This window comes from Niallia oryzisoli (assembly GCF_036670025.1).
Classification (GTDB): domain Bacteria; phylum Bacillota; class Bacilli; order Bacillales; family Cytobacillaceae; genus Bacillus_BD; species Bacillus_BD oryzisoli.
Window position 1 is genome coordinate 2,416,630 of sequence record NZ_CP137640.1, and the last position, 16,519, is coordinate 2,433,148.

Annotated in this window: 9 protein-coding genes and 1 pseudogene; 8 read left to right on the top strand and 2 right to left on the bottom strand. The window is 34.3% G+C overall.

From position 1 onward, the window contains the following. Positions 1-356: 356 nt before the first annotated feature. Positions 357-1,226 (bottom strand): HNH endonuclease, encoded by an 870-nt coding sequence (locus R4Z09_RS12095; protein WP_338452546.1) that lies wholly within the window; start codon positions 1,224-1,226, stop codon positions 357-359. Positions 1,227-1,304: 78 nt separating this feature from the next. On the opposite strand from R4Z09_RS12095, the gene R4Z09_RS12100 reads away from it, so the two are divergent. Further along, positions 1,305-3,071, top strand: a complete 1,767-nt coding sequence (locus R4Z09_RS12100) for a DNA/RNA helicase domain-containing protein (protein WP_338452547.1) — start codon at positions 1,305-1,307, stop codon at positions 3,069-3,071. A gap of 1,015 nt (positions 3,072-4,086) precedes the next feature. On the opposite strand, the pseudogene R4Z09_RS12105 reads toward R4Z09_RS12100, so the two are convergent. Then, positions 4,087-5,357 (bottom strand): annotated as a pseudogene (locus R4Z09_RS12105) (IS110 family transposase). A 231-nt stretch (positions 5,358-5,588) separates the two neighbouring features. On the opposite strand from R4Z09_RS12105, the gene R4Z09_RS12110 reads away from it, so the two are divergent. From R4Z09_RS12110 to R4Z09_RS12140, 7 genes are all read left to right on the top strand, one after another. Further along, positions 5,589-7,133, top strand: coding sequence for a hypothetical protein (locus R4Z09_RS12110; protein ID WP_338452548.1), 1,545 nt, complete (start codon positions 5,589-5,591; stop codon positions 7,131-7,133). 227 nt (positions 7,134-7,360) lie between these two features. After that, positions 7,361-7,681 (top strand): DUF2325 domain-containing protein, encoded by a 321-nt coding sequence (locus tag R4Z09_RS12115; RefSeq protein WP_338452549.1) that lies wholly within the window; start codon positions 7,361-7,363, stop codon positions 7,679-7,681. 49 nt (positions 7,682-7,730) lie between these two features. Further along, the gene (locus R4Z09_RS12120; protein ID WP_338452550.1) at positions 7,731-9,644 is read left to right on the top strand and encodes an N-6 DNA methylase; all 1,914 of its coding nucleotides are present in this window, start codon (positions 7,731-7,733) and stop codon (positions 9,642-9,644) included. A gap of 15 nt (positions 9,645-9,659) precedes the next feature. Then, positions 9,660-10,325: a hypothetical protein gene (locus R4Z09_RS12125; protein WP_338452551.1), complete on the top strand. Its 666-nt coding sequence runs from the start codon at positions 9,660-9,662 to the stop codon at positions 10,323-10,325. A gap of 69 nt (positions 10,326-10,394) precedes the next feature. Then, positions 10,395-11,855 carry a class I SAM-dependent DNA methyltransferase gene (locus R4Z09_RS12130; RefSeq protein WP_338452552.1) on the top strand — a complete coding sequence of 487 codons (1,461 nt, stop codon included), beginning with the start codon at positions 10,395-10,397 and terminating at the stop codon, positions 11,853-11,855. A gap of 4 nt (positions 11,856-11,859) precedes the next feature. After that, positions 11,860-13,062 carry a restriction endonuclease subunit S gene (locus tag R4Z09_RS12135; RefSeq protein ID WP_338452553.1) on the top strand — a complete coding sequence of 401 codons (1,203 nt, stop codon included), beginning with the start codon at positions 11,860-11,862 and terminating at the stop codon, positions 13,060-13,062. Positions 13,063-13,080: 18 nt separating this feature from the next. Continuing rightward, a complete protein-coding gene (locus R4Z09_RS12140; RefSeq protein ID WP_338452554.1) occupies positions 13,081-16,419 on the top strand; it encodes a DEAD/DEAH box helicase family protein in 3,339 nt (1,112 codons plus the stop codon). Positions 16,420-16,519 lie beyond the last annotated feature (100 nt).

Here is a 16,519-nt window from a genome sequence, read left to right on the forward strand (position 1 = left end):
GTTTCTATTGAGTAAGTACCAGAGATAAAGGGTTAACAGAAACGGTGGAGAAGTGAGAATTGTTTTTGAAAAATAATAAGCTCAGCTAAAAGATAAGACTTTTGTTTCAATACTTGAAAATCATTAAGAAACTCCATAAAGATTCGGAGGTTTTTTGTTGTTCTTTCCATCAAATATACTAAGAAGTCCGGCCCCTTTAGTAAAAAATGTTATTATTAAACTAGATTGGACTAAGATAATAGAAATACAATTAATCGAAAAATCACAGTGCAAGGTACAAGGCACCGTGATTTTTGGCTATTGCCTAGTACCTTATCTCTTATAGACAGTATTTTTTAGTAAATGATGTAACTAAATTAATCGTGAAGTTCTTTTAAAGATAAAAGTTTGTTTTGTAAATGCCAATTAATATAGTGACTTTTATTTTTATAATTGTTCAAACGGAACTGAGAATTTATATTCATAAAAATTTTAACGGTTTCATTCAAGCTATCTGAAATTACTAATTTCCCTTCCTCATCGAAAGAAATGAACCCTTTATCGAATAATGAATCGTGATTTGGACAAAGCAATAGTCCGTTATTAACATCGAGTCGTTCTTCATTTGTTGACTCACTCCAAGGCTTGATATGACTAGCAATTAAAAAACGTTCATCATCAACACCACATAGTGCACATTGTTTCGATTGGGAAAGAAGCTTTTGCTTGAACTTTGATTGGCCAATTCGTGTTTTTACGATTCTTTCCTTTTCGGTTTCCTCTAGAGCTGCATCCTTCTCTATAATTGATTCTAATTGTTCAATTTCTTGAATCCATTCTTGATCATCCTCAACAAGACGAAGGGGAAATATCCAAACATTGCGCATATCCCCATTATTATCTTTTTGGCGCTCTGTATAGGGTGGATCAGCTAATTCTACTCTTCCTTGATAGGTATATTCTTTCGGCTTAAATACTTCAAACAAGTGGACTTCAATTCCATTTTCCCTAGATTCCGCTAAAGTCTTATTTTGACTCGTTAAAGTCTGATCGCCAACCTGCCCCATTCCAGTATAATGGTAGATTCCATCCTCCTTGCGATCCTGGTATAGACCAGTTTTGTCTGAAATCAAAACCAATGTATTGGTACGATGGGAACGTCGCATACCTCCTTGAGGAGCACATAAAAATATACTCGTTAATTGATTATTATTTAGCACAGCACCTGGTTCAATTGAAATATTCATTTTGGTATCCCCCTATATTTTAATTAGTATAATTTTACTATAATAGTAAGAAAGAACATATATATTGGTGGGTGAACTATGAATAACTATGGTTGGAAAGGTACTTTTAAGGAATTTAGTGAAGTGGATAAAGATCACTTAGTAAATCAGCTCTCCTTGCATATCTATAATCAAACGGTTGAAGAAGCCCAAATCAATCCCGCTAAGGAAAGTACATTACCACAAATTAGAGCCTGGTATGATTGCATCCGTTATTTGCAGGAAGAACTTCCATACTTTCAACATTTGCCTGGTTTTCTGATCTTCGAATATGAAATAGTAAGAAGTGGTCGAAAACGGCCTGATGTATTGCTATTCCTACCTGGTGAGGTACTAGTGTTAGAGTTTAAAAGCTATTCGGGCGTTGATGATGCGGAATATACCCAAACGTCGCTTTATATCCGTGACCTGCAGCAATATCATTCAGCGATTCAAACGTTTTCCTTACAGGTACGTGGTGCTCTTGTTGTAACGAAAGAAAATAGAGACCTAAAAATTAATCAAAAGTATCAAATCTATCAGCTTGGTCGGGGTGGTCTTAGAGTACTAATTGATAAGATAGCAAAAAGACTTACGAATGCAAAGCTCATTTCCGATCTTGATTTTTTAGAAGGCGTTTTTCAACCACTCCCATCAATCATTGAATCCGCACGAGCTATCATGAGGGAAGAAGATCTTCCTAAAATCAAAACACTGAAAAGTAGCAACTTCGACACGGTTGTCAATGAGGTTAAGTCCATTGTTGAACTCGCAAAAAAGAACCGTACGCATCATCTTATATTAGTGTCAGGTGTACCTGGAGCAGGGAAGACGTTTGTCGGTCTGACCCTTGCTCATGAGATTGAAAAAGCCATATACCTGTCCGGAAATGGCCCGTTAGTGGATGTTTTGCAGGATAGCTTGAAAAATAAAACCTTTGTTCAGGCTCTTTATGACTATAAAACAGACTTTTTAAACTACGGAAAAGTACCTGAAGAACAGGTGATTATTTTTGATGAAGCACAGAGGGCTTGGGATGCAAAGAAGATGAAGAAACCTCAAAGTGAACCAGATGTGATCATCCAAATCGCCAAGCATAAACCATGGTCTGTTGTAGTTGGCCTCATTGGAGAAGGGCAGGAAATTCATCTAGGGGAAGAGGGTGGTATCGGTCTTTGGAATCATGCCATCCATAATGAAAACATCCATGTCCATGCAAAGCATCATCAACATGTATTTCCTAATGCCCTTACATACCATGAAAATAAGGATTTACATTTAAACACGTCACTAAGAACTCATAAGGCCTTGCAATATTTTGAATGGGTAGAAGCATTTATTTCAGGTGATTTTGAACATTGTAAAACGCTTGAAAAACAGTTAGCGAATGAACGCTTTATGCTGAAGGTTGTCAATAGCTTAGCAGAAGCCAAATTATTTGTTGAAAAACTGTATGAAGGAACCAATAAAACATATGGAATCGTCGTATCGTCAGGCATTAAAAATCCAAAAGGTGTAAAAGTTGTACCGTTCAGTGATCGAAATGTGCACCCAAAGTATCACGTGCAATATTTTAATTATCCTGAATCGAATTATTATTGTAGGAATTTGAAATATGCAGCAACAGAATTTCAAGTACAAGGGCTTGAATTAGACATGGCCATCGTTTATTGGGGAGAAGATTTACAGTGGACAAATACTGGTTGGAAGTCTAGTCAATTGAAACATGATGCTGAGGATCCTCACCAATTGAAGCTGAATGCCTATCGAGTGTTGTTAACAAGGGGGAGGGATGGGGTCGTAATTTGTAGTAATAATCATTTTTAGCTTGTAGGATCTACGTCAATAGCATTTAAGACTGACTGAGTCAAGACTATTTTTCATTCATTAGTTGCCAAACTGCGGATATATTAGCAGAAGCTTATTGGAGTGAATCTAAGATTTCTCTCTTTAGCCAAAGGAATTTTGAATGTTCTCTGGCTTTGGGTGAGCTTTCTATAATCTTACATTTTAATAGATATTAGGTTAACAATAAAGGTATTGTAATCATGAGTTTTTTCATTAAATACCTAATGATGTGTTTCGATTTTACATCCTAGTGCTTTGGAGCTTTCTCGTTCAAGTGATGAGTAGATATCTTCAATTTTGTTACCTTCCCACAAGGGAATTCTCACTTAATAAGAATAGTCATTTCAGCTAAGTGCACATAAGATTTCATTTTGATTAATTTCAAAAATAGCTACAACGATTATGACTGGCTTTTTTATATTTTCCTCCAACACTTATGCTGAATCTATTTTGTATCATTTTAATCTTTAATCCATTAATTAAGTATAAAAAGAAATTTTTTACAGTAATCAATTAAATAAGATTAGCACAGATACTAATAATTAATTGAAAATAAACTATTCTACCACTATTCCAAAAAGACTATTATGCTCCCTCAGTAAGATGCGATTATCTCTCAAATACTCACTAATTCGCAGGATTTCAAATCACTTGAAATGACCATATGGGATTGATTGAATGAGATTTTGACATGAAGGCTGGATGAAGGCGTACTTAAATAAAGGATTCAGTAATAAATCCAATGATTTCCATATAATGTACGTATTCTCCACGCTACCCCTGGAGGTTTTCACTCCCATGTCTCAACGGGTCAATGCCCTCTCATTCCTTCGTTACACCTATCCAAGTGGTAGAGGCCGGTCTTTCTAACGGAACGGGTCTGAGCCCTTTTGCACAATAAATCCGGTACTCGTACTTTCTTTGAAATCCTACGAATAAGCCAATATTCGAAAGGTATTAAACTTAAAGTAATTATTTATTTATCAATTTAACATTAGGCAGCTATTGACATAATAGGTTGTACCTTCTCAGGACGATAGGAATCATTCTTTCTGGCCATTCCTACTAATACTCTTGCGAGTTTATGAATTAATTTCATAATTGATTTCATTTTCTTCATCTTTTTCACTTTAACATTGTTAGCGTGCAGCTCTTTAAAATCAGGATTGTTCATGACAAGACTCATAGTCGCTAAATACAAGAAGCGCCGTAAACGAGATCTCCCACGTTTGGAGAGGACAATTTGACCTTTCCATTTACCTGAACTTGCCTCTGCAAGATGCAATCCAGCATGACGCAATAAAGAATTCCCGTGTGCAAATCCACTTAGATCTCCTGATTCTCCTAAAATGCCCGCAAGGGCAATTTCGCTAATCCCTTTAATGGCAAGTAACTTTCTTGCGAAAGGTATTCGTTTAAGGACTTCAGTGACTTCCTTTTCAACTCGTTCAAGTTGCGCGGTTGCTAGATCAAACTCTTCAATCAATTGTTCCAGATGGAGTTTATAAGCATCAAGTGCTTGTCGAGTTCCGACTGAATGCATAGCTAATTTAATTAATACTTGTGCTTTTCTTAACCCAGGTTGTCTCTTCATTTGGGTTTTCCAGCCTACAACGATATCTGGTGCTTTCATTGAACGTAGTTCAAGTGGTGTAGGGAATAAGCGTAGAGTTGCCATTGCCCCTTTGCCTTTAACATCTTTGAATACCTGCCGAAGTTCGGGGAAAACAATATCGACCCAACGGTTTATTTGATTGACAGCACTGACATATCGTTTAACCGTCATGTCACGGTTAGACATTAAAACTCTAAGTTTTTCAAAGGCCTCAGAAGTAGGACGAATAAAGGAATAGTAACCATTCTTGACCATATCAGCGATAACAAGAGCATCTTTTTTATCACTTTTAGATCGGCTATTATGTTTTCCTTATTCTTTTTTACAAGGTGTGGGTTAACAGTTACTGCTTCAATATCTTGGTCATATAGCCATTTTGATAGGTTAACCCAGTAATGTCCTGTAGGTTCCATGCCGATTATAGTAGAGGCAAAACCTTTTAAGGTTTTTAACTGGTTAATCCATTGTAGTAATCTAGCAAAACCCTCTTCATTATTTTCAAATGTAAGAGGATCACCGACTATTATTCCACGGAAATTTACAGCTCTAGCTACGTGTAATTCTTGGGCGATATCCACACCAACCACAAGGTGTTTATCTGAAATTCTCTCAATTAGTTGATTTTGTTTGTCTTGCATCTTAAACTTCATATTAGGGTTCCTCCTTAAGGTTTTGAGTTAGAGTGGTGTCTATACTCATATCTTACTGAGGGACCTAATTTTTTTCAAAGTTGATAAATAGCTGTCTACAGGAATTCTAACTGGAGGTCCACTAATATAATATCTATTGTGTTATTTGAAAAATTTGGGGTATATTTAATAATATTTAGGAATCAGTCAAAAAGCTTTACAACAAGTATTAATTGAAAGGATGGCGATATTGTGGGAATGCCAGTTAATAATTATACTTTTTTTCATTCTCTAAGTCAGATATATTATAGACAAAATAATCCTGAATTAGTTGATACTTTAAATCCATCTTATCAAAAAAGAATTCAAGCGCTGAAAAAAATAACAGACCAAGTTTTTGAATCTTATAATTTATTTGCTTTTATTATCCATGATCCTGAGAAACATAAGGAATTCGCTGAAAATTTAAAACGGCAATTTTTAAACTTTCATCACAAAACAGGGAAACAGCTTCTCTTTTTCGCTCTAACTCAGCCTCCTGAACAGTGGAAAGATGAAGAGGTACAACCTGAATATTTTAAACATCTACAACAAGTTTTTAGGGAAGATAGGAAACTAGCTGTATATCCTAAGCAAATTGAAGCAAATTTATTTAATAATTCCTTTAATGTTCGTGCTATTTCTAAAGTACTTAAAATACCTTATGAGCAATTGCCTGCTATTGTTATTACATCACATCCTTCGTTATCATCATTTCAATGGTACCGGACGTGTACAAAACAACTTGGAAAACAGTTAAAGGAACTAGCAATTGTCGCAAATGAATTGCAACAATATAAAATCGAATGTGCGAATCCAGAAGTAGTTCAAATGAAAATGTTCGATCTAATCAAAGAGGAATATGATAACGATTTAAACATTTGTGAAGGGAAAGGTGATGAACTTTTAACTGAAAGTTTAGCAACTGCCTTATCGGAATTACTTAGTTTTCTTATTAATAGTGGTAAAAATAACTTAGTATTTAACGAAATGGCAAAGTCACAGATAAACATTGCCATGAGAAGAGTAACAGATGCAATAAAAGAAACTAAAGGGAAATTATTGAATGATAATAATAATACGAAATATTTAGATATATTAGATGATCTATGTGAAAAGGTTGGTACTTTCATTACTCTATTACAATCATCGAAAGAACAGAACTCAGATTATTCGATACAAGATTTTGAAGTTGATTCTAATCAATTATTTAAAATTGGAAATAGCGTTGGAAATTTCTTAAGGTCCTATCAAAATCATTATCCTGACCTTGATTTTACACCATCAGCAATCTGCTTAGCTAAGGCTTTTGAAATTGAAATAAACAAATCCATAGTACATTGGATTCGAAAAAAAAATAATATAATTCTTCCTGATTTTTATAATGAGGTTCAACCAGGAATTGATGCTTTGGTCACACCTAATATGAATAACGGGAAACCAATTAATTTTAATAAATCTCGTGAAAACGGTACTTGGCATCCCCCTGCGATGGGACAATCGTATTTAATCGCTTCAAAAAATATTGAAAAACATGAATGGAAACCATTATGGATACCAGAAGAGCGTAAGCTGCTTCTAAGGGAATGGCAAAAAATTTCTGAAATAAGAAACAACGCTGCTCATTCTGAAAAAGTGTCAGTTGAAGATATGATGCAATTAATTGAATCAATTAAACTCTTAGATACAAATTTAATTTTTAGCAAAATGGCTTCCATGAGAGAATCATTTAGTAGAGCGGAACTAGCCCCTTTTTAAATCTTACAGATAAGCAAAAAGCTCACTCATTTAAATTGTGTGAGCTTTCATTTAATAAATATTAATGAACTGTAATATTTGAATTTCCGATTACTTAAATTAGGAATCAAATATTTTTAAAAAAGGAATTCAAAATACTCTTTACAAGAATTGTGTTATATGATAAATTATAGTTACAAAGGTTATCAATCAAGAAAATATAAACACTAAAGAAGGAGGAAATAAATTTGAGTACAGTACTTATAGTGGGTGGTTTTAATCATAAAGGTTATGAGGAAATGGGTAAGAAAAAAGGAAAAATGGATATCTTATTTCATAATGGTATAATAAAAAGACAAAGTAATTCAGTATTTGAAAAGCTTGTTAAGAAAGCTGATTGCGTAGTTTTGATTCAATCCACTTGTTCTCATAAAACAATGTGGGAAGTGAAAAAACTCTCTAAGAAGTACTCGGTCCCTGTTGCTTATCCACGAAATCGTGGTCTTTCTGAAGTGATTAATTCTGCAGTTGAATTATTAAATAATAAAGTCTCATTTTTTGCTTCATAAATAAAAAGGAATTCAAAATACTTTAACAAGATATTTAGGGGGAATAAAAATGGCGGAAAATACATTGCAATTTATAAATGAATTAGAGAATCAGTTTAGTAAAAAGGAAATCAATTTTACTTTAATCAGTGAAGTAGGAAAACTTCATGCTCTTTATGCAGCGATGGAGATGGAAAAATATAAAACTGGACTTTCAAAAGTTGCAACAAGAGAAGATGTGAAAAATGCCGGCAGTGCTGTGAAAAAAAAGCTTCATGAACTATATCTAGAACTGGAAAAGCTTGAACCATCTTTATCGAAAGTTTTTATCAACGATTCATTTTCTAGGATAGATGATAAGGATCTTTACAAACTAGTCGTTTTATTTGAAAGATATGGTTTAAAAAAAGGAGAATACCAAAGTAAAGAAATGATTGTTACGTTTTTCAACGACCTTTTAAAAGAATTCATTAGCGAAGCAAAAGGGTTTGAATTTACACCAGATGGATTAATTCAATTAATGGTTGAATCAATAAAACCTCTAAATGGCTCTATTTATGATGGAACCGCAGGTATTGCCAACATACTAGTTCAATCTTATACAAATGCGATAAACAAGAATAAGGAAGTAAATGTGTTTGGTCAGGAGTTGAATGAAGAGCTGTATGTACTTGGTAAACTGAATTTATTTATAAATCATATACTTCCGGAACGAGGCAATCTTTATTATGGTGATACGATTCGAGAACCAAAGTGGATAGAAAACGGCCAAATTCAACCATTTGATTATGTATTAATGAATTATCCTTTCGGAGTAAGGGACTGGGGCTATGAATTTGCTGTAAATGACCCTTATGGAAGGTTTGAATTATATGATATTCCTTCTAAAGCTCAAGGGGACTATGCTTTTATACTTCATGCACTTGCTTCATTAAAAAGTACAGGAAAAGCTGCATTAGTTGTACCATTTGGAACACTTGTAAGGGGAGCTGCAGAGAGAAAAATTCGTTCGATTTTATTAAAAGATGATGTAATCGAAAGCATTATTGCTTTACCTTCTAATTTATTTGTTGGAACAGGGATACAAGTTGCCCTTTTCCTCTTAAATAAAAATAAGCCGGTTGAGAAAAAGGGGAAAGTACAATTTATCAATGCTGAAGGTGATTATGAACGAACAAGAACACAGAAATTCTTGATGCCAGAACACATCCAAAAAATCGTTGATGTATTAGATCGATTTGAGAATATTGAAAGATATTCGAGAATAGTACCAGTAGGAGAAATTGAAGATAATCAATTTGATTTAAATCCTTCATTATATTTTGTCAATATCGAGCTTGAGACCGAATTTGGTAAAGTTTTATTTAATCGAAAAAAATATGAAACAGAAACCAAAAATCTAGTTCCAATCAGAGAATTTGCCGAGGTAATACGAGGTGTTAATCTACCAAGTCGTAGACAAATTGAGAACGCTGATGGTGAATTATATCCTGTAATCCAAATTCGCGATGTTGAGGATGGAGAAATTCAATTTGAAAAAATTGATAAGTTTCCAATCCAGACTAGAGATATTGAACGTGTTACAGCAAAACCGGGGGATATTCTTGTATCCAGCAGAGGTACTCAACAAAAAATTGCCATTGTACCAGAACATACGGAACAAGTTCTAGTTTCAAGTATGTTTGTGATTATTCGATTGACATCCGATAAAGTAAATCCGTTATATGTAAAGCGTATATTAGAAAGCCCAGCTGGCCAGTACTTTTTTGAAGTAAATCAAAGCGGTTCGGTTGTGACAGTTTTAACACCTAATGACATTAATTCAATTGAGATTCCATTGTTATCAATTGACCAACAAACTGAATTTATAAGCGAACTAGAAAAAGCAGATGATATCATCCGCAAGGCACAGGAAGAAAGAAAGAGCCTGTACTTTAATGCTTATCAAAATGTTGGTTTTGGAACGGCTATTCGTAAAAATTAGGAGAGGATGACTTTTATGAATAAAAGAAATCTATTGGAACTAAGAGATTCCCTACGCAGAAGAGGCTTTTGGGTAGATATAGTAGAGGCTGAATTTGTCTTAGATTCATGGTATTCACGATCTAACTTTAATGAGTTAGTACGTTTATTAAATCAATTTCCGTTGTCTCTTGAAATTGGAGAAAAAGGAATTCGAATAAATTCGGATTCCTTGCCTTCTGGCTTGTTAAAGCAAATTGAAACAGCATCAAGGGAGGATGTAAAGTACTCTATTAAGGGAAACCTCATTCCTTCTTCATGGAATTATAATGAAAGAAATGATTTGGCTATTTTAGAATTAGACTATGGCATTGCTGCCTTAGTGTTTGCTTTAAATAAAGTTGGATTTCAAACTTCTATGAGTTGTGATGGACATGGAAGAAAAGAAGCGAATATGTGGTTTAACCACCTAGAGTATATGAAAGAAATAAGCAATCTTTTGTTCTCAGCTTCAAAAGAAAACAGCTTTGCTTATGACTGGGAAATTAGAAAGGAAAACGTAGGTTTTGCTTTAGCTACTAGAAAAAGATTGGCAAATGAAGCTTGGGATGTGAGTAAAATTCAAGATGATGTATTTTCTTTGTCAAATTTAATTTTAAAGGAAATCAGTTTGAATAATAGGAAAATAGAAATAGGAAGTTAAGATTATCCATTTATTAAGGTTGTAAAAATCTGTATACTTGAAATGAGAGTATTATAGGAGGAATTTTGAATGATAACAGGTGAAATTAAAAATAAAGTAGATAAGATTTGGGAGACGTTTTGGACAGGTGGAATTACGAATCCATTAACGGTTATTGAACAGTTTACTTATTTATTATTTATAAAAGGGCTAGATGAAGTAGAAACAACAAAGGAAAAAGAAGCGGAGTTTCTAGGTTTAGATTATGAGGGACTTTTCCCTAAAGATAAACAACACCTACGTTGGCATCGTTTTAAACAACTAGGGTCTCCCGAAGAAATGTATGAAGTGGTTTCAAAAGAAGTTTTCCCTTTCATTAAGGAACTACATGGGACAGATGATTCAGCTTATTCAAAATACATGGGTGATGCCATGTTTATGATTCCAACTGCCAATATGCTCGCAAAAATTGTTGATGGTATCGATAATATTCCAATGAAAGACCGTGATACACAAGGGGATCTTTATGAGTATCTCCTTTCAAAAATTGCAACAGCTGGGACAAATGGTCAGTTCCGTACACCAAGACATATCATCAAAATGATGGTTGAATTGATGAAACCGACACCTGAAGATATTATTATTGACCCAGCAATGGGATCGGCTGGATTCTTAGTTGCAGCTAGCGAGTATTTGAGAAATAACCATAGCGACATGTTTTTAGTGCAAGGATTAAAAGAACATTTTCATAATACAATGTTTTACGGTAATGACATGGACCGCACCATGCTACGCATTGGTGCAATGAACATGATGCTTCATGGTGTAGATAATCCTAACATTGAATATCGAGACTCACTATCTGAAGTTAACAAGGATAAAGAGACATATACATTGGTTTTAGCAAATCCACCATTTAAAGGATCTTTGGATTATGATGCTGTTTCAAATGATTTGTTGAAAATAGCAAAAACAAAGAAAACAGAACTACTATTTTTATCATTATTTATTCGGATTTTAAAACCGGGTGGTCGAGCAGCAGTTATTGTTCCTGATGGTGTATTATTCGGTAGCTCCAATGCGCATAAGCAAATACGTAAAGAAATCATAGATAATCACAAATTAGAAGCTATTATTTCCATGCCTAGTGGCGTATTCAAACCGTATGCAGGAGTATCAACGGCCATTATAATTTTCACGAAAACAGGTGCAGGTGGGACTGACAATGTATGGTTTTACAGTATGAAAGCTGATGGTTTCTCATTAGATGATAAGCGTACTCCAATTGAAGAAAATGATATACCTGATATTATTGAAAGGTTTAATAATATAGTAGCTGAAAATGAGCGTAAAAGAACCGAGCAGTCATTCTTTGTCTCAGTGGGAGAATTACGGGAAAATGATTATGACTTGTCGATTAATAAGTATAAAGAAATTGAATATGAAAAAGTGGAGTATGAGTCTCCAAAGGTAATACTTGAGAAGGTAGAAATTATTGAAAGAGAGATTATCAAGGGAATACAAGAATTGAAAGAAATGATTCGAGGTTAAAATTATGGAAAAAGTTAATTTGAGTAATCTTATTAAAACTTTAGAGAGTGGTTCAAGGCCAAAAGGTGGCGTTTCTGATAATGGTATTCCAAGTTTAGGGGGAGAACATATAAGTAAAGAGAATTTATATAAATTTGATAAGGTTAAATATATACCAGAAGATTACTTTAATAACCTTAAAAAAGGTATGATAGAAAAAGAAGATATACTGATTGTTAAAGACGGTGCAACTACTGGTAGAGTAGCATTTATTGATGAATCATTTCCTTTTGAGAAGTCTGCAATCAACGAACATCTATTTAAATTGAGTGTGGATTCTGAAAAGATTTTACCTAAATATCTATACTATTACTTAGTATCAAATAAGGGTAACAACGAAATGATGAAAGATTTCAGAGGTGCAACAGTTGGTGGAATAACTAAGAAGTTTATCGATTTTGTTAATGTACCAGTACCTAGTAGCAAGGGTGTGCAGTATAAAATTCTCGATATACTAGATAAGTCACAAAATCTTATCTATCAGCGCAATGCTCAAATAGATGCACTAGATCGATTAACTCAAAGTGCTTTTTTGGAGATTTTTGGGGATCCAGTACAAAACTCCAAAAATTGGGTCAGTGTAACACTTGAAGAATTAGGAGAATGGAAGAGCGGTGGAACACCATCTAGAAGTAATAAAGAATATTTCAAAGGGAATATTCCGTGGCTTTCAGCAGGCGAACTAAATGATATTTACTCATATTCTAGTAATGAGTATATTACAGAAGAAGCTTTAAAAAATTCAGCAGCAAAGATTATCCCCGTAGGAAGTTTATTATTGGGTATGTACGATACAGCAGCATTAAAATCAACAATTAATCAAGTTGAGTGTTCATGTAACCAAGCAGTTGCATTTGCTAAATTAGATGAATCTATTGTTTCCACTATATTTGTTTATTATTGTATTCAAATTGGAAAGGAACATTATAGGAGACTTCAAAGAGGGGTAAGGCAAAAAAATTTGAACTTAACTATGATAAAAAATATATCAATTATTTGCCCTCCTATTGAATTGCAGAGAAAGTTCTCTAATACAATTGATGTGATTTTAGAACAAAGGAGCCATATGGAAAAAGGCTTGATTGAACTTGAAAATAACTTCGATTCAATTATGCAACGTGCTTTCAATGGCCAATTATTCATCGATGAAAAGGTCTCTAATCTATAAACAAAGGGAGGGGTAAATGTGTCAAACTTCAGCTTTTTGAAAGACAAAAAACAATACAGAAGTTTTACTAATGCTTGTTTTGAAGCGGAAAAGGCTTTAGTTGTCAGTCCAGCAGTGAGCGCGATTCAGTCACGACGCGCGTTGGAACTGGCAGTTAAATGGGTCTACAGCTTTGATAGTGCAGCAAAGATTCCCTACCAAGATAATTTATCGAGCTTAATTCATGATGCTAACTTTTTAGCTATTATTGATGAAGTTTTATTACCACTTATGAAATACATTGTGAAACTGGGGAATGTAGCTGTTCATACAAATGCTCCAATTTCTCGTGATGAAGCGGTATTATCGCTTCATCACCTACATCAATTTATTTCGTGGATTGATTATTGCTACTCGGATGAATTTACAGCAGGTGAATTTGATGAATCTCTTCTTCAGTTTGGTGAAGAAAAACGAGTACGTCCTGAAGAACTGAAAGATTTATATGAGCAATTAAGTTCCAAAGATAAAAAACTCGAAGAAGTGATGAAGGAAAATGAACATCTGCGTAAGGGTGTGACGGAAAAACGGGAACACAATACGAAGTATTACAACTTCCAAGTAGATGAGTTAAAAGAATTTGAAACACGACTTAAATACATTGATTTGGATTTAAAGCTAGCTGGATGGGAGTTTTATAAGGATATTGTTCGTGAATACCCAGTCGAAGGGATGCCGAACAATGCTGGTTCAGGTTTTGTGGACTATGTACTGTTTGGCGATAACGGAAAACCACTTGCGGTTGTTGAAGCAAAAAGAACTTCAAAGGATCCGAAAATTGGTCGACAGCAAGCTAAGTTATATGCGGATTGCATTGAAACAATGGCAGGTACACGCCCGGTTATTTTCTATACTAATGGCTTTGAAACATATATTTGGCACGATCCATATCCGCCAAGAAAAGTATCTGGGTTCTATAATAAGGAAGAATTAAGCCTACTGATGGATCGTCGTGAAATGAAGCGGCCTTTTAAAGACATAGAGATAAACGATTCTATCAGTAACCGTTATTATCAAAAAGAAGCTATTTTAGCTGTATGCGATGCTTTAACACGTAATCAACGAAAAGCCTTACTTGTCATGGCGACTGGTAGCGGTAAAACGAGAACGGCTATTTCCATTGTTGACGTGCTAGCCCGACATAATTGGGTGAAAAATGTCCTATTCCTAGCTGACCGCAAAACGTTATTGAATCAAGCATACAAAAATTTTAATACGCTATTGCCAAGTTTAACAATATGTAATCTATTAGACAATAAGGACAACCCAGAAGAAAGTAGAATGGTGTTTTCTACGTATCCAACCATGATGAATGCGATAGACGATGTAAGAAGAAAAGATGGCAAGAAACTATTTACGGTTGGTCACTTTGATTTAATCATAATTGATGAATCACATCGCAGTATTTATAAAAAATATCGAAGCATCTTTGATTACTTTGACGGCATTTTACTTGGTTTAACGGCTACACCAAAAGATGAAATTGATAAAAATACGTATGAAGTATTTGATCTTGAAAATGGTGTCCCAACGTATGCTTATGAATTGGAACAAGCAGTAAATGATGGATACTTAGTTGACTATCGAACAATTGAAACGAAGATGAAGTTTCTGGAAGATGGGATTCATTACGATGATTTATCAAATGAAGAAAAAGAAAAATACGAGGAAACTTTTGATGAAGAAGATTTCAGGGAAGATATTGATAGTTCTGCCTTAAATGAGTGGTTATTTAATGACAACACAATCGACACTGTTCTGAAAAATCTAATGGAAAAGGGAATTCGTGTTGAAGGTGGAGACAAATTAGGTAAGACAATTATTTTTGCTAAAAATCATAATCATGCAGAAAGAATTGCTGAACGTTTTGATATTCTATTTCCGGAGTATAAAGGTGATTTTGCACGAGTTATAGATTATAGCGTGAATTATTATCAAACCCTTATCGACGATTTTTCTGAAGTGAAAAAGCTTCCACAAATTGCAGTTTCAGTTGATATGCTTGATACAGGTGTTGACATTCCTGAAGTAGTAAATCTTGTTTTCTTTAAAAAGGTTCGTTCAAAATCGAAGTTCTGGCAAATGATTGGTCGGGGAACGCGTCTTTGTCCTGATCTATTAGGAATCGGAGAGGATAAAACACATTTCCTTATTTTTGACTATTGCGGAAACTTTGATTTCTTTCGAGAAAATCCGAAAGGAATGGACGGTCAAGTTGGGAAAAGTCTTACAGAAAAACTCTTTAATGCGAAAGTGGATATTATTCGTGAGTTGCAAGGTCTTGATTATCAGACAGGAGAATATATTGCCCATCGAAATGAATTAGTGAATGAAGTGGCAAAAAAATTTTTATCGCTCGATAGTGAGAATTTCAGGGTAAGACAGCATATTCAGTATGTAGAAAAATTCAAGAATCGTACGAATTGGAATACTTTATCTGTCCTTGATACAAATGAGATTAAAGATCATATTTCACCAATTATTGTTCCGATGAATGATGATGAATTTGCCAAGCGTTTTGATTTAGTCATGTATACCATTGAATTAGCTAAATTACAAACACGAAATGCAACGAAACCTATTCGAAGTGTTATCAAAACAGCAGAAGCACTATCAAAGCTAGGTACGATTCCACAAGTGTTAGAAGCAAAACCAATTATAGATAAGGTTTTAACTGAAGAGTTCTGGGATAGTGCGGATATATTTGAATTGGATTCTGTTCGTGAAGCGTTAAGGGATTTAATCAAATTCATCGAAAAAGAAACACAAAAAATATATTTTACGAATTTCCAAGATGAAGTACTTGAAGTCAAAGAGAACGGCCCAATGTATAATGTGAACGATTTACAAAGTTATAAGAAAAAGGTTCATCATTACCTCAATCAGCATAAGGACCAAATAGCAATTTATAAATTAAACAATAATAAGGCATTGACGGCACAGGATGTAGAAATGCTTGAAAACATCTTGTGGAACGAACTTGGAACAAAAGAGGATTATGAGAAAGACTTTGGTGATACTCCAATCACTAAGCTCGTACGCCAAATTGTAGGGCTAGATCCTCAAGCAGCAAACGCAGCCTTTTCTGAATTTCTTTCAGAAGAACGACTTAATATCAATCAAGTTCGATTTGTTAAATTAATTGTCGATTATGTCGTGAAAAACGGAACACTTGATAAGAAGGTGCTGCAACAAGAGCCATTCAAGACCGTGGGTAGTATTGTCGAATTGTTTAAAAATAACATGGATGATGCAAGAAAAATTATCGGGGTTATTGATCAAATTAATAAAAATGCGGAAGAAATTGCCGGGGCTTAATGTTCGAGAAGTTATTTGGCAAATTAATAATAATGATGAGAAAGACATCTTGAACTTATTTCAAGGTGTCTTTCTTTATTAGGGGTAAAGTAATTAAGTT

Excerpts from the sequence above, each read along its gene's own strand:
- R4Z09_RS12125 (WP_338452551.1), top strand. The coding sequence starts at position 9,660 with ATGAATAAAAGAAATCTATTGGAACTAAGAGATTCCCTACGCAGAAGA.
- R4Z09_RS12095 (WP_338452546.1), bottom strand. The coding sequence starts at position 1,226 with ATGAATATTTCAATTGAACCAGGTGCTGTGCTAAATAATAATCAATTA.
- R4Z09_RS12130 (WP_338452552.1), top strand. The coding sequence starts at position 10,395 with ATGATAACAGGTGAAATTAAAAATAAAGTAGATAAGATTTGGGAGACG.
- R4Z09_RS12100 (WP_338452547.1), top strand. The coding sequence starts at position 1,305 with ATGAATAACTATGGTTGGAAAGGTACTTTTAAGGAATTTAGTGAAGTG.
- R4Z09_RS12120 (WP_338452550.1), top strand. The coding sequence starts at position 7,731 with ATGGCGGAAAATACATTGCAATTTATAAATGAATTAGAGAATCAGTTT.
- R4Z09_RS12135 (WP_338452553.1), top strand. The coding sequence starts at position 11,860 with ATGGAAAAAGTTAATTTGAGTAATCTTATTAAAACTTTAGAGAGTGGT.